Source organism: Pseudomonas sp. FIP_A4 (genome assembly GCF_036701605.1).
Classification (GTDB): domain Bacteria; phylum Pseudomonadota; class Gammaproteobacteria; order Pseudomonadales; family Pseudomonadaceae; genus Stutzerimonas; species Stutzerimonas phenolilytica.
Genome location: NZ_JAYDXP010000127.1, coordinates 381,007 through 397,840, shown reverse-complemented (window position 1 = coordinate 397,840; position 16,834 = coordinate 381,007). Strand labels below are relative to the sequence as shown.

Here is a 16,834-nt window from a genome sequence, read left to right as displayed (position 1 = left end):
AGCTCGCTTTTCAAGAGGCTTTCATCCGTGGCATTGACGATTCTCGGCCTTTCCGGCGCCCTCAGCCATGATCCTTCCGCTGCCCTCTACATCGACGGCAAGCTCATCGCTGCTGCCGAGGAGGAGCGCTTCGTGCGTGACAAGCATGCCAAGAACCGCATGCCTTACGAATCCGCCAAGTTCTGCCTGGAGCAGGCCGGTATCAAGCCGAGCGACGTCGACGTGGTGGCGATTCCCTTCGCGCCCATCAGCATTTTCGAGAAAGCCCGCTGGCACTATGCCAAGCGCTACTGGTACGCCCCGGACCGCGCGCTCGACGCCATTCTCATGGGCAACCGTCGCTATTATCGCTACAAGAAGCGCATCCAGTGGTGCCTGCAGCAGCTTGGCTTCGATCTGAAAAAGGTCAAGCTGCAGCCGGTCGAGCACCACTTGGCCCACGCCTCTAGTGCCTACCACTGCTCCGGCTTCACCGAGAAGACCGCGATCATGGGCATCGACGGCAAGGGTGAGTACGCCACCACGTTCTTCGGCTGGGGCGAGAACGGCAGGATCCACAAGATCAAGGAATTCTACGATCCGGACTCGCTGGGCGGTCTGTACGGAGCGATCACCGAATACCTCGGCTTCGAGATGCTCGATGGCGAATTCAAAGTCATGGGCATGGCGCCCTACGGCGACGCGGCCAAGTACGATTTCTCTCGCTTGGCGAAATTTGAGAGCGGCGAGCTGATCATCAACACCGATTACGCCAACGTTATCGGTTTCCGTCGCTACAAGGAAAACGGCAAGGGCTACTACTTCTCGCCCAAGCTGATCGACTGGCTCGGTCCCAAGCGCGAAGGCGACATCGCTGACGATCCTTACATCCACTACGCCGCCAGCATGCAGGCGCTGTTCGAGAAGCTGGCGCTGGAGATGATGGACTACTACCTGGGCGACATCATCCGCGAAACCGGCAAGATCGCTTTCGCTGGCGGCTGCGCGCTGAACGTCAAGCTGAACCAGAAGATCATTGCCCGCCCCGAAGTGAAGGAGCTGTTCGTCCAGCCTGCCTCTGGCGACGCTGGTACTGCGGTCGGTGCTGCTGCCTACATCTCCCATCAGCGCGGCGTGCCGGTGGAAAAGATGGAGCACGTCTATCTCGGTCCGAGCTTCAGCAACGAGGACATTATCGCGGCCTGCGCGCGCCACCCTAACAAGCCCGTATGGCAGAAGATCGACAACGTGCCCGAGCGCATCGCCAAGATCATGGTCGACGGCAATCCGGTCGCCTGGTTCCAAGGCCGCATGGAGTTTGGCCCGCGTGCCCTCGGCGGTCGCTCCATAATCGGCTGTCCCAGCGTGCCGGGCGTGGCCGACCGGATCAACGAGCAAATCAAGTTCCGCGAACGCTGGCGGCCGTTCTGCCCGTCGATGCTCGACACCGTCGCGCCGCAGATGCTCAAGGTCGACCACCCGAGCCCGTTCATGACCTTTACCTTCGAAGTCAACGAAGGCTGGAAAGAGCGCGTCGGCGAAGTCGTCCACGAGGACGGCACCTCCCGCGCCCAAGTCCTGAAGCGCGAATACAATCCGCGTTGGTATGACCTGATGCTCGAACTGGAAAAGCTCACCGGCAACGGCGTGTCTTTGAATACTTCCCTCAATCGCCGCGGCGAACCGATGATCTGCTCGCCGACCGATGCGCTGAATATGTTCTATGGGTCGGATCTGCAGTATCTGATCATGGAGGATGTGTTGGTGGTAAAGGATGGGATGAGTCGGTATGAGTCCAGCTGAGCCGCTTATTAGCGTTGTCATTCCAGCTTATAACTATGCTCTGACTCTGCCGCGGGCGGTGGAATCGGTATTGCGGCAGCTGGACACAGCCGTTGCTGAACTGATCGTCATTGATGATGGCTCGATTGATGACACGCCGCAGGCAATCGAAGCGCTTTTAGCCAGCCAGCCCGGGCGGTTCCGCGCGTTGCGCAAGGAAAACGGTGGAGCGGCCTCGGTGCGCAATAGGGGAATTCGTGAGGCCCGCGGTACCTACTTAATCTTTCTCGACGCTGATGACGAGATGGCACCAGGGGCGCTGGAGGCACTGGCGCAGCACATTGCGCAGCACCCCGAGACGCGTATGGTCATCGGTGGTCACGATGCGATCTTGAGCAATGGCAAGCGCCGCTCCTATACCCCTCCCGCTCTGCCGGTTTCCCGTCTGGACAGGCTGCGAGGGTATCTCTTGGACAAGCGGTTCGCATTGTCCAACGGAGCTTGTGCAATGCATCGCGAGGTTTTTTCGCGCGGTGGCTATCCCGAGCAATTCCGTAGTGCAGAAGATATCCCGGTATTCAGTCAAGTGCTGGCCAATTATCAGTGCACAGTGCTGGCCCAGCCTCTAGCTGTTATTCACAAACATCACGACAGCCTTCGGCATCAGTTCAGTCATGCCAAGGCGGGGGGAGTGGCGTTAGTGGATGAGGTTTTTTCACCGCAGCGGTTGGGTAAAGAATTTCAGGGGTTGAAGAAAGAGTTCCTTGTGCAGCGATATCTTTCGTTGTTTCGCAGCGCTTATTTGGTGGGCGATGATAAAGGGGCAAATGAGTACTTTTTCGCGGCGCTCAAACAAGACTGGCGAGTGCTGTTGAAGGGGAGCTATTTGCGCAAAGCAGTTCGTGCTTGGTTGAGGCAGCGCCGCTGAATGAAATCTGCTGTTCATAAAAGAGATAGCTCCGCTGATCAGAAAGCACTGTACAGATTTATTTTGGATGGTGACCCCCGTAAGAAAAAAAAGTTACTTAATTACATCGCCGTACGCACCAAGCTGCTATGGAAAGCGTTATTGTCTGTGATCTTCCAGCAACGTGGGTTGATTGAGCCTGTCGTCTGCGACGTTTTGTTGATTCATCCATCTCAGAAATCTTTTCTGCAGGGGCGTAAAAAGCCCTTGATTGCGGCGCTGAAAGCTCGGGGTCTCAATGTCGAAGAATATGTCGAAATTGATGATCGTGATCTAATCTTGCACCGTAGCTTTTATTCACCTTGCCGGTCCGTGCCATTCTTATTTCGCTGGCACGCGGCACATGCCGAATATCTCCTTAGGCGTTTCGAAACAAAGGTAATGCTGACCGAGCGAAACGGCTGGGTTTTGCCGAGCTTTATCAAGATGTTGCGCCGTGACGGTGCGATAGTCGTGCATCTGGCTCATTCAGTGATAACGAGCCAGTCGAGTCGCTATCGTTATTTTGATTACGACTATTACTTTCTATATGGGCGGAGTTCTCTTGAATATTTGAAGCGTCTTCCTAATACATTTGGACAATGCGTAGCGTGCTATTGCGGGCCTTATTTTTGGGCGGATAAGGATAATTTTTCTAAGCCAACAGTCCCTAGTGAAAATATAGAATGCCTTTTCCTCGCGCCAGGGCCGGCTTACGAGACGCGCTGTGGTTACTTGGAGGTTTGCTCTTGGGTTATGGAGTGGTTGGCTGAAAATGAGTCGATCCATCTCTCGGTCAAGCTGCATCCCCGAGGCGCAGGTAATTGGTGGAGAAGTCACCTGGTGGACAACGAGCGGATATCAATAGTGCCGGAGCATACTTCGCTAGATGATTGCGCGGCTCGATTCGATATAGTGTTGTCTGACTACACGAATGCAATTGTGGATGTGGCTAGATACGCAACGCCATTTGTCTTGCTTGGCTCCAATAAGGATTACTTTTCCGTTGAGAGATTTGGTATTCCTCGTGCCCGTTCGGCTATACAGTTACGGGACGAAGTCGATGCGATATTGGCGGACCCTTCGGCGTATGCGGCGAGATCTTTGAGTTTTTTTGAGTTTCACGTGGAAAATCGCAGGTTTCCATTGGGTTCGATCGTGGACTCTGTGGTTTCTTTGGCTAATAAAAAAGCGCTTCCCGGTATTCGCCTGAAATCCGCTTTGGATGATTTTGATGACGCCTGAGGCGATGTAGGAAGAATTGCATATGTGGATTTTTGCGCTATGAACGTTCAGGTTTGCGCGAGGCTTTGGGCGGTTATTGGGTTTTTTATTTATTTAATATCCATTTACTTTTTAGATTCAAGCCAGCAGAAAACAATTTTCTACCTGGTATGCGCCTTGCCCGGATTGCTTTTGTTTCCACGCTTTTTGGTGCTGCTGCGCCAGCTGCGCTGGCCTGTTTTGTCGGTTTTTGCCTTCTTGATATATTTTTCACTATCGGCGCTTTGGTCGGGGAGTGAGGCTGTCAAGGATGCGGTAAAGTTCTCGCTGTATATACTCTGCTTACTGCTTTGTATTGAGGCGGTGATGCGTTCGGGAGAGCGAAGCGCAGAGCGTGTTATTTGCTTCTTCATAATTTTGGGGGGCATTTCCGCGATTTTTTATTTCGCCGTATTGATGTTGCGTGGGTCGGATTTTTCTCTCCTTTTGGCAGGGCGCTTTTCTTTAAAAGAACTCAGTGGTTGGGGGGAGGATAATCCTATTTCCTCTGCGGTTTATTTTGGTGTTCCGGTGTTGGCAGCGTGGTGGATGTTGCCTGATGTAAGATGGCCGAAAAGAATTGCTTTGGCTTGCGTGATAGTACTTTGTGTGGCGTTGATGTTTATCAGCAAAAGCAGAGGGCCGATGTTGTCGTTGTGGATTACCCTTGGTGCGATATCGCTATATCGCAGAGATAAAGGTGATCTATATTTATGGGGCTCTGTACTACTGTTTTCCTTCGGCCTGCTCATTTTTACCGACGTATGGTCAATTCTTCACGCCAGGCTGGAGCAGCCGAACTATCGCTCAGGAATATGGATGAATGCCTTATCGATCATTCAGGAAAATTTTTGGTTGGGGCAGGGCTTTGGGCGTTCGGTAGAGATCCCTATGTCGAACGGCTCAACGGTCACCCACTCTCATTCCAGCGTCATTGAGGTCTTTCGGGTCGGTGGCGTCATTGGTGGCTGCCTATTCGGGGTGATGCTGCTGCTCTGTCTGGGCAGGTTGTTTCCAAAAGATAGTGCAGGCTGGTTTTTTGCGTCGTGGATACTGTTTGGGCTCCTGTGTTTATCTACCAACGGGCGCCTGCCGCTAGGACGGCCAGCGATTGAATGGTTCTGTTTCTGGATTCCCCTTTTTTTCACGCTTTTCTGCTCTCACCTGAGCCGGAATAGAGAAAGCCAGGAGATGGCTGATAATAGACAATGATATTTCGATAGTGCCGCCAGACTAATTGGTATCAAGTTAAACCGATGTTTTAATGTTTTGCGAGAAAACAATTGTTTAATAACAAGCAGAATAATTATCGTATAGATATCAACGGACTGAGGGCGTGGGCCGTTTTGTCCGTGGTGCTATATCATTTTTCTGTGCCAGGTTTCGATGGTGGATTCGTCGGGGTTGACGTGTTTTTCGTCATTTCCGGTTTCCTCATGGCTAAGATTATTCAGACGGGGCTTGCTTCAGGCAGTTTTTCACTGTGGAGCTTCTATTTCTCGAGAGCGCGGCGGATATGGCCAGCCCTGATCGTGCTTTGTGCTGTTGTGCTGCTCGTTGGCTGGTTAATACTGATGCCGCTGGAATATCGGGCGCTGGGAAAGCATGCACGAGACAGCCTTTTATTTTCTTCCAATCTCCGCTACCTAGAAGAGGCGGGTTATTTCGATGTGGTTTCGAGCGGGAAATGGTTGCTGCATACCTGGTCGTTATCCGTTGAATGGCAATTCTACCTTGTGTTCCCGTTGTTATTGATGTTGTTGCGCCGGATTGGGTCGAGCTGGGCAATAGTATGTTTAACGCTGGGGGCTATTTTATTGGTATCCCTGTTCTGGAGTGTCTGGTTGAGTCTGTCGCAGCCGGAAGAAGCATTTTTTACCCTGAAAAGCCGAATGTGGGAGATGCTTGCAGGGTGTTTAGTATTTTTTTTCTGCGATCGTATCCGACCTATTCGGTCGTTCTGGGCTAGTGTACTGTCTGGCCTGGGTTTCTTGCTTATTCTTGTATCTATCATCCTCCTCGATTCTCGTTTCGCATGGCCTGGTGGTTGGGCCTTGCTCCCGGTGCTGGGCGCCTGCCTCGTTATTTTGGCTGAGAAACAAACCTCGCCATTAATACGGGGCGCTGTTTTCCAGTGGCTAGGTGACCGGTCTTATTCGATTTACCTTTGGCATTGGCCAATCATGGTAGGTCTGGTTTTTCTGGAAAAGCAGGATAACGTGCTCTGGTGGCTGCCGGGCATCTTGCTGTCATTGTATCTGGGGCACCTGTCTTATCTTTACGTAGAGGGCCCGGCGCGTAAGTGCCTTTCCCGCTGGCGGCCGTTCAAGGCCGGTGCAATACTCTTCTTACTGTTGGCGATTGTGCTGGGTGCTGCACAGATCATTCGCAAGAACGACTTTTCGGGGCGTTTGCCGGATGCGGTGGCGGCTATGGAAAGCGAAAGTCGGAAAACCCCGCCGCGGCTCAATGAATGTACCGCTCAACGTGAAGAGTGCGTTTTTGGGACAGGTCCTGTGCGGGGGATCATCATTGGTGACAGCCATGCGGGAACATTGGCAAGCGTAGTCCAGCAAAGTATGGATGATGCTTCCGCGTCGCTGTACATGCGTGCCCGTGCAGGCTGTTTACCGGTTTTTGGAGCGAGGAAAATGAATGGCCGCGGCACCGAGTGCTTGGCCTTACAGAAGTGGGTCCGAACAGAGTTGCCGAATTTGTATCCGGGGCAACCAGTGATCTTGATCAATCGGACGACCGCTTACGTTATGGGTGGCATGCCTGGAGAGGCGGATCAGCAAGAAAATAAGCCTGAATATTTTTTTTCACGCGGATACAACTCGCCCGAGCCGGCATACCTTGAAGAGTTTCGGCGCCACTACATCGATACCGTTTGCGAAATTGCTTCGCATCATCCGCTGTATATAGTGCGGAACTTACCTGAAATGAAGGTTAATGTTCCTTATGCGTTGGCGCGCGACATGCTGCTGAATCGATACAGAAATCTTTCGTTGCCGTTAGATGAGTATCATCATCGGCATGGATTTATGTGGTCCGTGCAGGATGAGGCGAGTGCGCGCTGTGGTGTGAGGATATTGAATCCGCTGCCCTATCTCTGCTCTGCGACGGACTGTCCAGCGACCGAAGATGGTTATCCTCTTTACTACGATGATGATCACTTAGGCGTGCGAGGGAGTTCCAAGCTTTTGCCCATGTTCCAGTCGATATTTAGGGCAGAAGTGCAGAATTAGTATGGTTGGTTCGATCAGGGGGTTCGGCGATACAGTTCGATCAGCTTTCGCAATGGAAATTCGGTGAGTTTTCTTCGGTTGAGGTAGCTCTGGAGGTGACGTAAGTTGCGTTGAACCAGCCAGCGATTGATTTTGCGTCCCTTGAATTGCAAATCAAGAATATCGATCAACCCGAACCGCTCTTGAGTTAGCTGGATAATATTGCCTAGGTGAAGCGAGCGAAAGTAAATCCCGCGCTCATGTAGGGTTCGAATAAACTTGGCGAGTGCCGGAAGCAGAGTGGCTATGTTGTCCGGATTCTGGACATAAATTTCCTCGACTGAGGTGCCGGGAAGTGGCTGGTAAAGGCATGCGCTGATCCCCTTTTTTTTATCAATCCAAAGTAGTTCCTGAACTACTGGTGCTGAGATTTCTAGCAGTTGGAGTCGATGAGCGTTTTCGGCGAAGCGCTTTGCCGCAGGCTGCAAGCGTGCAAGTAATGGGTGCCGCCGGTGTTGGAAGACCTTAAGGAACAAGCCATTTTCTAACGCTACCACCTTCGGTCCCCGGGCATCCTTTTCCAGAACCCTGCCACTGGCCAACCAATCTTCCAGCTCCTGCGCTGATACAATCCGCATCTTGTTCCTCTAGCCATTTCATGGGGCTTGCCGAATGGCCAATTCTACCCAGCAATCCAGCGTAAAGGTGTATCTGAGGTTGCTGCGCTACGTACTCCCCTATTCGGGCCTGTTCGCAATCAGCATCCTCGGCTTCCTGCTCTTCGCCTCCACCCAGCCCATGCTGGGCTACATCCTCAAGTTCTTCGTCGATGGGCTGAACAACCCGGACGCCAGTTTTTTTGCCCAGGTACCTCATCTCAACGAGCTGGAGTGGCTGGCCGGGCTGAAGCTGCTGCAGGCGGTGCCCTTGCTGATCGTGGTCATCGCGCTGTTGCAGGGTGTCGGTTCGTTTCTTGGCAACTATTTCCTCGCCCGCGTCTCGCTGGGATTGGTACATGACCTGCGTGTAGCGCTGTTCAACAACCTGCTGACGCTCCCCAATCGCTACTTCGACAGCCACAACTCCGGGCATCTGATCTCGCGCATCACCTACAACGTGACCATGGTCACCGGAGCGGCGACCGATGCGATCAAGGTGGTGGTGCGCGAGGGTATGACGGTGATCTTTCTGTTCGCGACGCTGCTGTGGATGAACTGGAAGCTGACGCTGGTGATGGTGGCGATCCTGCCGGTGATTGGTGTGATGGTGTCCAGTGCCAGCAAGAAATTTCGCAAGCAGAGCAAGAAAATCCAGGTCGCGATGGGCGATGTCACCCATGTGGCCTCGGAGACCATTCAAGGTTACCGGGTAGTGCGCAGTTTCGGTGGCGAGGCCTACGAGCAGGCGCGTTTTCTCGGGGCGAGTCAGGACAACACCGGCAAGCAGCTGCGCATGGTCAAGACCAACGCAGTTTATACGCCGACGCTGCAGCTGGTGATCTACAGCGCGATGGCAGTGCTGATGTTTCTGGTGCTGTACATGCGCGGCGATGCTTCTGCCGGCGATCTGGTTGCTTACATCACCCTGGCCGGCCTGCTGCCGAAACCGATCCGGCAGCTCTCCGAGGTCAGTTCCACCATACAAAAGGGTGTTTCCGGTGCCGAAAGCATCTTCGAGCAGCTGGACGAGGCCTCGGAAGTCGATGGCGGTACGTTGGAGCGTGAGCGAGTGGCGGGGCGCCTGGAAATCACCGGGCTGAGCTTCATCTATCCGGGCACCGACAAGCAGGTGCTGCACGACATCAGCTTCAATGTCGAGCCGGGGCAGATGGTTGCGCTGGTCGGCCGTTCGGGCAGTGGCAAATCCACCCTGGCCAATCTTATTCCGCGGTTCTACCACCACGATCAAGGGCAGATTCTGCTCGACGGTGTGGATATTGAGGACTACACGCTGCGCAACCTGCGCCGGCATATCGCTCTGGTGACTCAGCAGGTGACCTTGTTCAACGACACTGTCGCTAACAACATCGCCTACGGCGATCTGGCTGGTGCCCCGTTGGAAAACATCCAGCGCGCTGCTCGCGATGCGTATGCGGACGAGTTCATCCAGCAGATGCCGCAAGGCTACCAGACGCTGGTTGGCGAGAATGGTGTGTTGCTTTCCGGCGGTCAGCGCCAGCGTCTGGCGATCGCCCGCGCGCTGTTGAAGAACGCGCCGGTACTGATCCTCGACGAGGCGACTTCGGCGCTGGACACCGAATCCGAGCGGCATATCCAGAGCGCGTTGGACCACGCCATGAGTGGCCGGACCACGCTGGTCATCGCCCATCGTCTAAGCACCATCGAGAAAGCTGATCTGATTCTGGTGATGGAGCAGGGGCGTATCGTCGAGCGCGGCAACCATGCGCAGCTGCTGGCGGCCAACGGTGCTTATGCTCGTTTGCACGAGAAGCAGTTCAAGGACGACGAGCCGGCGTGATCCGCGTGTATGCTGGGCCGCGCGAGCCGCGGCGCGCCGGCATGCTATGATCCGCGGCGTTTTCCAGCGCCCCGGAGCCCTCTCAATGAAGCTGTCCATGCCCCGTTTCGACCAAGCCCCCGTCCTGGTGGTGGGTGACGTCATGCTCGATCGCTACTGGCATGGCGGCACGTCGCGCATCTCGCCGGAGGCGCCGGTGCCGGTGGTCAAGGTCGAGCAGATCGAGGATCGCCCCGGTGGTGCGGCGAACGTTGCGTTGAACATCGCCGCGCTGGGCGCGCCTGCCCGGCTGATCGGCGTGACCGGCCAGGATGAAGCGCGTCAGAGCCTGGTCGACAGCCTCGCTGCCGCCGGCGTTGAAGCGCATTTCCAATGCATCGAGCACCAGCCGACCATCGTCAAGCTGCGCGTCATGAGCCGCCATCAGCAATTGCTGCGCATGGATTTCGAGGAACCGTTCGATACCGATCCGGCCGCGATCCTGGCCGAGGTCGAGGCGCTGCTGGCCGGGGTCAAGGTGCTGGTGCTGTCCGACTACGGCAAGGGCGCGCTGAAGAATCATCAGGCGCTGATCCAGGCCGCTCGGCGGCGCGGGATTCCAGTATTGGCCGATCCCAAGGGCAAGGATTTCGAGATCTATCGTGGCGCGTCGCTGATCACGCCGAACCTCGGCGAATTCGAGGCGATCGTCGGGCATTGCGCCGATGAGGCCGAGCTGGTCGCCAAGGGCGCCGAGCTGATGCGCCGCCTGCAGCTGGACGCCCTGCTGGTGACCCGCGGCGAGCATGGCATGACCCTGCTGCGTCCCGACCACGCCGCGCTGCATCTGCCGGCGCGGGCGCGCGAGGTGTTCGATGTGACCGGCGCCGGCGATACCGTGATTTCCACACTGGCCGCTGCGCTGGCCGCCGGTGCCGAGCTGCCGCAGGCCGTTGCGTTGGCCAACCTGGCCGCCAGCATCGTGGTCGCCAAGCTGGGCACCGCCTGTGTCAGCGCGCCTGAGCTACGCCGCGCGATCCAGCGCGAGGAAGGCTCCGGGCGCGGCATGATGACGGTGGAGCAACTGCTCACCGTGGTCGAGGATGCCCGCGCCCAGGGCGAGAAGATCGTCTTCACCAACGGCTGCTTCGACATCCTGCACGCCGGTCACGTGACCTATCTGGAGCAGGCGCGTGCCCAGGGCGACCGGCTGATCGTCGCGGTCAACGACGACGCCTCGGTCAGCCGCCTGAAGGGGCCGGGCCGGCCGATCAACAGCGTCGACCGGCGCATGGCGGTGCTCGCCGGTCTGGAGGCGGTGGATTGGGTGGTGTGCTTCGCTGAGGACACCCCCGAGGCGCTGCTGGCTCAGGTACGCCCCGATGTGCTGGTCAAGGGGGGCGACTACGGTGTCGATCAGGTGGTCGGCGCCGAGCTGGTCCGTGCCTATGGCGGCGAGGTGCGTGTGCTGGGGCTGGTAGAGAACAGCTCGACCACCGCCATCGTCGAGAAGATCCGCAAGGCCTAGCTGCCGCGCCCGGCCGTCGCCACTCAGCGCGCGACGGCCAGGGCGCGGCCGATCCACCAGTCCTTCCAGCGAATGCGCTCGTCGCGCACCACCCAGCCGTCCTGCGGCGCGAAACTTTCCGACAGCCACAGTCCGCGGGTCGCCACCGGGCTCAGACGGCCGTTGTGCAGCTGTAGCAGCTGCTCCTGCGGCTCGCCATGCTGCAGCGGAATCAGGTAGAGATCGGCCTGACTGCGATCCAGTCGGGCGACCAGTTCGCCGTCCTCGAGGCGCTCGTCGACATGGAACAGGCTTGGCCGATGCACGTCCTTCGGCACTTCCAGACGCATGTCGTAAACCAGCTGCAATGAGGCCGTGGGCAAGTGCACATAGGCACGTGGGCGCTCCATCAGCACCCGCTCGCTGCAGTGCACGGGTCGTGTGGCGCCGGTCAGCGAGGCGAGTGAGAAGTGCGGTGTTTCGCGGTACTGCAGCGGGCCTTCGTATGGCGCCGGCAGCCAGGTATCGCCGAAGCGGCCGCTCAGCCAACCCTCCGGGGTTTCCAGCAGGCACTCCTCGGCAATTTCCTGGATGGCGGTGAGCAGCGGAAGATTGAGTTCGTGAGCCGGCACGTAGCCGGAGATCAGTTTGAGCACCACGTCGCCGCGATCCAGCCGCTGCTGGCGTACCAGCACCCAGTATTCGCGATCCTGCCAGCCGAGGGTGAGGCGCACCGAAACGCCGAGATTGGCCAGCTCGAGGGCGAAGCGGTGGGTGTTGGGGACCTCGACCGGGCGCCGACGCTCGATGACTTCGCCGAAGCTCAGCGGCCGGCCCAGGCTCTGGTAATTGAGGCGGTCCGGGTTGGCCTCGACGTACAGCGGCAGCGTCTTGAAGGCGGTGGGGCTCTTGCGCAGCAGAACGGTCGGCATGCGGTTCCTCCTGGCGGCGAATTCGGCAGTAGCAGCCTTGGGCGGAGGAAACAGCCTAGCCCAGGCGTGCCTCAGTTGCCCGTCAGTACGGCGGCGGCGGTGCGCACGTTGTCGATCAGATGCTGCGGGTTGATGGTACCGATGATCGCCGCGCCGACGCCGGGGTGGCCGAGCAGCAGCTCGAAGCTGCGTCGCACCGGGTCCTCGCCTGGCCGTAGGCAGGCGTGGCCGCTGGCCAGCGCCTTCTTGATCAGGATGCCCTTGGCGTGGGCGGCGGCGTAGTCGAGCACCGGGCGTTCGGCCTGCTCGTTAAGGTTGTAGGTGACCATCGCGCAATCGCCGTCCTGCAGCGCCAGCAGGCCGCCCTCGACGGTCTTGCCGGAGAGCCCGTAGGCGAGAATCTTGCCCTCGCGCTTGAGCTCGGCGAGTGTCTGGTAGACCTCGGCGTGGCGCAGGATATCCACGTCGTTGCCGTCCGAGTGCACCAGCACCAGATCGATGCGGTCGGTGCGCAGGCGCGCGAGGCTGCGATCCACCGAGAAGCGCGTGTGCGCGGCGGAGAAATCGAAGCGCGACTGGCCGTTGTCGAACTCCTCGCCGACCTTGCTGACGATCACCCAGTCGTCGCGCTGGCCGGCCAGCAACGGGCCCAGGCGCTCCTCGCTGACGCCATAGGCCGGAGCGGTGTCGATCAGGTTGATGCCCAGCTCGCGAGCGAGCGCCAGCAGTCGGCGCGCCTGCGCGTCGTCGGGAATGGCGAAGCCGCTGGGGTATTTCACGCCCTGGTCGCGGCCCAGCTTGACCGTGCCGAGGCCCAGCGGGGAGATCGTCAGCCCGGTGCTGCCGAGCGGCCGATGCAGGTCATGCAGCGTCGTGCTCATAGCAGACCTTCCCAGAACGGGCCGCTGACCGGCGGTCGCGGCAGCGCCGGCAGTGGCGGATGGTTGCCCGGGCGGATGCCGTCGCGGGCGAGGGCAGCTTCGACGCGGTCGGAGAAGTCCGGTGACAGTGCCAGCTTGGTCGGCCAGCCGACCAAAAGTCGGCCCTGTTCGGCAAGGAAGGCATTGTCCGGGCGCGCCAGACTGGACTGTGCCGGTTCGGCGCGATCGATCCGCAGCGTAGCCCAGCGCGCGACGGACAGGTCGATCCACGGTACCAGCGCGGCCAGTTCCTGCTGCGCCGCGGCAATCTGCGCGGTCTCGTCGCGCGCCACACCGGCGGCTTCGGCCAGGTCGCCGCCGAGGTACCAGACCCACTCGCCGTCCGCGGCCGGATGGCTGGTCACCGTGATCCGTGGCTTGCTGCCGCCGCCCAGGCAGTGCGCGTAGAGCGGTTTAAGCGTCGGCGCCTTGAGCATGACCATGTGCAGCGGTCGGCGCTGCATGGCCGGCTGCTGCAGGCCGACGGCGGCGAGCAGTTCGGCGGTGCCGCCGCCGGCGCTGAAGACGAGGCGTTGCGCGCAGATGGCGCGGCCGTCGACGCGCAGGCCGACCAGCTCGCCGCCCTCTTGCAGCGGCTCGATCCGCTCACCGGCCAGCAGGCTGTCGCCGGCCAGTTCCGCCAGGCGCGCGATCAGGCTCGGCACGTCGAGCACCAGCTCGCTGAGGCGGTACACCTTGCCCTTGAACTGCGCATGCTGCAGTGCCGGCGGCAGCGCATCGCCCTTGACCTGGCCGACCCGCGAGCGCACCGCCTTGCTGGCGAAGAAGCTGGTGAGATTGCCGGCCAGCGTGCCCGGCGACCACAGGTAGTGCGCATCGGACAGCAGCCGCACGCCGGTCAGATCCAGCTCGCCCTGGCCGTCGAGCGCCTCGCGCCAGCGGCGTGGCATGTCGGCGATGGCTTCCGAGGCGCCGGTCAGCGCGCCGTGCAGCGCATACTTGGTGCCGCCGTGGATGATGCCCTGGGATTTCACGCTCTGCCCGCCGCCCAGTGCGCCTTTGTCGACGAGCAGAGTGGCGAAGCCCAGGCGGCGCAGGCGGGCATTGAGCCAGAGACCGGCGACACCGCCGCCGACGATGAGGACGTCGGTGCTGAGGGATTCGGACATGGCGCGACCTCGCAGGAAAACAGGGCGGCAGTATAACTGGCGACGGCATTGGCGCAGCCATCGGCTGGGTACTGCCGTGCCCGCCGGCCGGATTTGCCGCGCCGGGGCATGCGCGCCGCAATCGCCGCCGTGACGGGCGTTTGCGCTACCGCCGCCTCCGTTTTGCGGCGGTTTCCGCTACCATGCCGCTTTCGTTGCGCCGGGACAGAAGCGATGGAGTTTCTGCTGTATCTGCTGTTGGGAAGCGGTGCCGGCGTGCTGGCCGGGCTGTTCGGCGTGGGCGGCGGGCTGATCATCGTGCCGGTGCTGGTGCTCAGCTTCGGTGCCCAGGGGTTCTCGCCGGAGGTGCTGACGCATCTGGCGGTCGGCACGTCGCTGGCCACCATCGTCTTTACCTCGATCAATTCGATTCTCACCCACCACCGCAAGGGCGCGGTGCGCTGGCCGATGGTGCTGTGGATGACCGTCGGCATCCTGCTCGGCGCGGCGCTCGGCAGCCTGACGGCCGCGGCGCTGCAGGGCGCGATGCTGCAGCGCATCATCGGCATCTTTGCCATCGTGATGGCGGTGCAGATGGCCTTCGACCTGCGTCCCAAGGCCAGCACCGGCCAGCCCGGCAAGCCCGGGTTGTCGCTCGCCGGCGTGGTGATCGGCTGGGCGTCGGCGATCTTCGGTATCGGTGGCGGTTCGCTGTCGGTGCCCTACCTGTCCTGGCGCGGCCTGCCGATGCAGCAGGCGGTGGCGACCTCGGCGGCCTGCGGCCTGCCGATCGCACTGGCTGGGGCTGTGAGTTTCATCGTTGTTGGCTGGCAGACGCCCGACCTTCCCGAGTGGAGTCTGGGCTTCGTCTATCTGCCGGCCGTGCTCGGTATTGCAGCGACGAGCATGTTCTTCGCCCGCCTCGGTGCTCGGCTGGCGCATCGCCTTTCGCCGCGCGTGTTGCGGCTGCTGTTCGCGCTGCTGCTGCTGAGTGTCGGTACCCATTTCTTGATTTGAGGAATCACCATGCTGGCTTACCCGCAGATTGATCCGGTGGCGGTTGCCATCGGCCCGTTGCAGATTCACTGGTACGGGCTGATGTATCTGATCGGCATCGGCGGCGCCTGGTGGCTGGCCTCCGGGCGCGTCGCGCGCTTCGCCCCCGAATGGCCGAAGGACAAGCTTTCCGACCTGGTGTTCTGGGTGGCGATGGGGGTGATCGTCGGTGGCCGCCTGGGTTATGTGCTGTTCTACGACCTGGCCGCTTACCTCAATCAGCCAAGCCTGATTCTGCAAGTATGGAAGGGCGGCATGTCGTTCCACGGCGGGTTGCTCGGCGTGCTGTTGTGCACCTGGTTCTTTGCCCGGCGCAACGGCAAGAGCTTCTTCGAGCTGATGGACTTCATCGCGCCGCTGGTGCCGATCGGCCTGGGCGCCGGGCGCATCGGCAACTTCATCAACGCCGAGCTGTGGGGCAAGGCGACCGACGTGCCCTGGGCGATGGTCTTCCCGACCGATCCGCAACAGCTGGCGCGGCACCCATCGCAGCTCTACCAGTTCGCCCTGGAGGGCGTGGCGCTGTTCGTCATCCTCTGGGTCTACTCGCGCAAGCCGCGCCCGACCATGGCGGTGTCCGGCCTGTTCGCAGTGTGCTACGGCATCTTCCGTTTCATCGTCGAGTTCGTCCGCGTGCCGGATGCGCAGCTGGGCTACCTGGCCTTCGGCTGGCTGACGATGGGGCAGGTGCTCTGCGTGCCGATGATTCTGCTGGGCGTCGGCATGATTGCCTGGGCCTACAAGCACAACCCGCGCAAGGCCATCGCCTGACCGTCCGGCTCCGCCGGCGCGACAAGCGCGGCGGGGCCTCTTACCATTGCCCCTTTTTCTAGTTCCGAGCCCGCGATGAAACAGTACCTCGACCTCATGCGCCACGTGCGCGAGCACGGCACCTTCAAGAGCGACCGCACCGGCACCGGCACCTATTCGGTGTTCGGCTACCAGATGCGTTTCAATCTGGCCGACGGCTTCCCGCTGGTGACCACCAAGAAGTGCCACCTGCGCTCGATCATTCACGAACTGCTGTGGTTCCTGAAGGGCGACACCAACATCGGCTACCTGAAGGAAAACGGCGTATCGATCTGGGACGAGTGGGCCGACGAGAACGGCGACCTCGGCCCGGTCTACGGTTATCAGTGGCGCAGCTGGCCGGGGCCGAACGGCGAGTCGGTCGACCAGATCGCCAACCTGCTGCAGATGATCAAAAAGAATCCGGATTCGCGCCGGCTGATCGTCTCGGCCTGGAACCCGGCCCTGGTCGAGCAGGCCGCGCTGCCGCCCTGTCATGCGCTGTTCCAGTTCTACGTCGCCGACGGCAAGTTGAGCTGCCAGCTGTACCAGCGCTCGGCGGACATCTTCCTCGGCGTGCCCTTCAACATCGCCAGCTACGCGCTGCTGACGCTGATGATTGCCCAGGTCTGTGGTCTGCAGCCCGGCGAGTTCATCTGGAGCGGCGGCGACTGCCACCTCTACGCCAACCATCTGGAGCAGGCCGACCTGCAGCTGTCGCGCGAGCCGCTGCCGTTGCCGACGATGAAGCTCAACCCCGCCGTACAGGACCTGTTCGCCTTCCGCTTCGAGGATTTCGAGCTGGTCGGCTACCAGAGCCATCCGCACATCAAGGCGCCAGTCGCCGTCTGACGTGCGTGGCGGACG

The 16,834-nt window shown here is 59.7% G+C and carries 14 protein-coding genes; 10 read left to right on the top strand and 4 right to left on the bottom strand.

What is annotated here, in order from left to right:
• Nucleotides 1–27 precede the first annotated feature (27 nt).
• From U8L64_RS17265 to U8L64_RS17245, 5 genes are all read left to right on the top strand, one after another.
• Nucleotides 28–1,782 carry a carbamoyltransferase family protein gene (locus U8L64_RS17265; RefSeq protein ID WP_333398355.1) on the top strand — a complete coding sequence of 585 codons (1,755 nt, stop codon included), beginning with the start codon at nucleotides 28–30 and terminating at the stop codon, nucleotides 1,780–1,782.
• Nucleotides 1,769–2,689 carry a glycosyltransferase family 2 protein gene (locus U8L64_RS17260; protein ID WP_333398354.1) on the top strand — a complete coding sequence of 307 codons (921 nt, stop codon included), beginning with the start codon at nucleotides 1,769–1,771 and terminating at the stop codon, nucleotides 2,687–2,689. The genes U8L64_RS17265 and U8L64_RS17260 overlap by 14 nt, the downstream gene beginning before the upstream one ends.
• Complete coding sequence (locus tag U8L64_RS17255) at nucleotides 2,690–3,952, top strand: hypothetical protein (RefSeq protein WP_333398353.1); 1,263 nt, start codon at nucleotides 2,690–2,692, stop codon at nucleotides 3,950–3,952.
• Between the two features lie 39 nt (nucleotides 3,953–3,991).
• Nucleotides 3,992–5,182 carry an O-antigen ligase family protein gene (locus U8L64_RS17250; protein WP_333398352.1) on the top strand — a complete coding sequence of 397 codons (1,191 nt, stop codon included), beginning with the start codon at nucleotides 3,992–3,994 and terminating at the stop codon, nucleotides 5,180–5,182.
• Between the two features lie 71 nt (nucleotides 5,183–5,253).
• Entirely contained in the window at nucleotides 5,254–7,218 is a 1,965-nt protein-coding gene (locus tag U8L64_RS17245) for an acyltransferase family protein (protein ID WP_333398351.1), read from the top strand.
• 14 nt (nucleotides 7,219–7,232) lie between these two features.
• On the opposite strand, the gene U8L64_RS17240 is transcribed toward U8L64_RS17245, so the two are convergent.
• The gene (locus tag U8L64_RS17240) at nucleotides 7,233–7,835 is read right to left on the bottom strand and encodes a toluene tolerance protein (protein WP_213661965.1); all 603 of its coding nucleotides are present in this window, start codon (nucleotides 7,833–7,835) and stop codon (nucleotides 7,233–7,235) included.
• Nucleotides 7,836–7,869: 34 nt separating this feature from the next.
• Here U8L64_RS17240 and msbA point away from each other — a divergent pair, with 34 nt between their 5' ends.
• Both msbA and hldE read left to right on the top strand, forming a co-directional pair.
• On the top strand, nucleotides 7,870–9,675 hold the full coding sequence (msbA, locus tag U8L64_RS17235; RefSeq protein ID WP_333398350.1) for a lipid A export permease/ATP-binding protein MsbA: 1,806 nt from the start codon (nucleotides 7,870–7,872) through the stop codon (nucleotides 9,673–9,675).
• A gap of 85 nt (nucleotides 9,676–9,760) precedes the next feature.
• A complete protein-coding gene (gene hldE, locus U8L64_RS17230) occupies nucleotides 9,761–11,182 on the top strand; it encodes a bifunctional D-glycero-beta-D-manno-heptose-7-phosphate kinase/D-glycero-beta-D-manno-heptose 1-phosphate adenylyltransferase HldE (protein WP_077682186.1) in 1,422 nt (473 codons plus the stop codon).
• 23 nt (nucleotides 11,183–11,205) lie between these two features.
• On the opposite strand, the gene U8L64_RS17225 is transcribed toward hldE, so the two are convergent.
• The 3 genes from U8L64_RS17225 to U8L64_RS17215 all read right to left on the bottom strand — a co-directional run bounded on the left by U8L64_RS17225 (nucleotide 11,206) and on the right by U8L64_RS17215 (nucleotide 14,143).
• Nucleotides 11,206–12,093, bottom strand: a complete 888-nt coding sequence (locus tag U8L64_RS17225; RefSeq protein WP_333398349.1) for a metal ABC transporter ATPase — start codon at nucleotides 12,091–12,093, stop codon at nucleotides 11,206–11,208.
• A 71-nt stretch (nucleotides 12,094–12,164) separates the two neighbouring features.
• Nucleotides 12,165–12,974 carry an aldo/keto reductase gene (locus tag U8L64_RS17220; RefSeq protein WP_333398348.1) on the bottom strand — a complete coding sequence of 270 codons (810 nt, stop codon included), beginning with the start codon at nucleotides 12,972–12,974 and terminating at the stop codon, nucleotides 12,165–12,167.
• Nucleotides 12,971–14,143, bottom strand: coding sequence for an NAD(P)/FAD-dependent oxidoreductase (locus U8L64_RS17215; protein WP_333398347.1), 1,173 nt, complete (start codon nucleotides 14,141–14,143; stop codon nucleotides 12,971–12,973). The genes U8L64_RS17220 and U8L64_RS17215 overlap by 4 nt, the downstream gene beginning before the upstream one ends.
• 213 nt (nucleotides 14,144–14,356) lie before the next feature.
• Here U8L64_RS17215 and U8L64_RS17210 point away from each other — a divergent pair, with 213 nt between their 5' ends.
• From U8L64_RS17210 to U8L64_RS17200, 3 genes are all read left to right on the top strand, one after another.
• Nucleotides 14,357–15,139 (top strand): sulfite exporter TauE/SafE family protein, encoded by a 783-nt coding sequence (locus tag U8L64_RS17210; RefSeq protein ID WP_043295478.1) that lies wholly within the window; start codon nucleotides 14,357–14,359, stop codon nucleotides 15,137–15,139.
• A gap of 9 nt (nucleotides 15,140–15,148) precedes the next feature.
• A complete protein-coding gene (gene lgt, locus U8L64_RS17205) occupies nucleotides 15,149–15,949 on the top strand; it encodes a prolipoprotein diacylglyceryl transferase (RefSeq protein ID WP_333398346.1) in 801 nt (266 codons plus the stop codon).
• Between the two features lie 75 nt (nucleotides 15,950–16,024).
• Nucleotides 16,025–16,819 carry a thymidylate synthase gene (locus tag U8L64_RS17200; RefSeq protein ID WP_043295480.1) on the top strand — a complete coding sequence of 265 codons (795 nt, stop codon included), beginning with the start codon at nucleotides 16,025–16,027 and terminating at the stop codon, nucleotides 16,817–16,819.
• Nucleotides 16,820–16,834: the final 15 nt, after the last annotated feature.

Coding starts and splice junctions, on each gene's coding strand:
- U8L64_RS17225 (WP_333398349.1), bottom strand. CDS start 12,093: ATGCCGACCGTTCTGCTGCGCAAGAGCCCCACCGCCTTCAAGACGCTG.
- U8L64_RS17215 (WP_333398347.1), bottom strand. CDS start 14,143: ATGTCCGAATCCCTCAGCACCGACGTCCTCATCGTCGGCGGCGGTGTC.
- U8L64_RS17260 (WP_333398354.1), top strand. CDS start 1,769: ATGAGTCCAGCTGAGCCGCTTATTAGCGTTGTCATTCCAGCTTATAAC.
- hldE (WP_077682186.1), top strand. CDS start 9,761: ATGAAGCTGTCCATGCCCCGTTTCGACCAAGCCCCCGTCCTGGTGGTG.
- U8L64_RS17220 (WP_333398348.1), bottom strand. CDS start 12,974: ATGAGCACGACGCTGCATGACCTGCATCGGCCGCTCGGCAGCACCGGG.
- U8L64_RS17250 (WP_333398352.1), top strand. CDS start 3,992: ATGAACGTTCAGGTTTGCGCGAGGCTTTGGGCGGTTATTGGGTTTTTT.
- U8L64_RS17240 (WP_213661965.1), bottom strand. CDS start 7,835: ATGCGGATTGTATCAGCGCAGGAGCTGGAAGATTGGTTGGCCAGTGGC.
- msbA (WP_333398350.1), top strand. CDS start 7,870: ATGGCCAATTCTACCCAGCAATCCAGCGTAAAGGTGTATCTGAGGTTG.
- lgt (WP_333398346.1), top strand. CDS start 15,149: ATGCTGGCTTACCCGCAGATTGATCCGGTGGCGGTTGCCATCGGCCCG.
- U8L64_RS17255 (WP_333398353.1), top strand. CDS start 2,690: ATGAAATCTGCTGTTCATAAAAGAGATAGCTCCGCTGATCAGAAAGCA.
- U8L64_RS17210 (WP_043295478.1), top strand. CDS start 14,357: ATGGAGTTTCTGCTGTATCTGCTGTTGGGAAGCGGTGCCGGCGTGCTG.
- U8L64_RS17200 (WP_043295480.1), top strand. CDS start 16,025: ATGAAACAGTACCTCGACCTCATGCGCCACGTGCGCGAGCACGGCACC.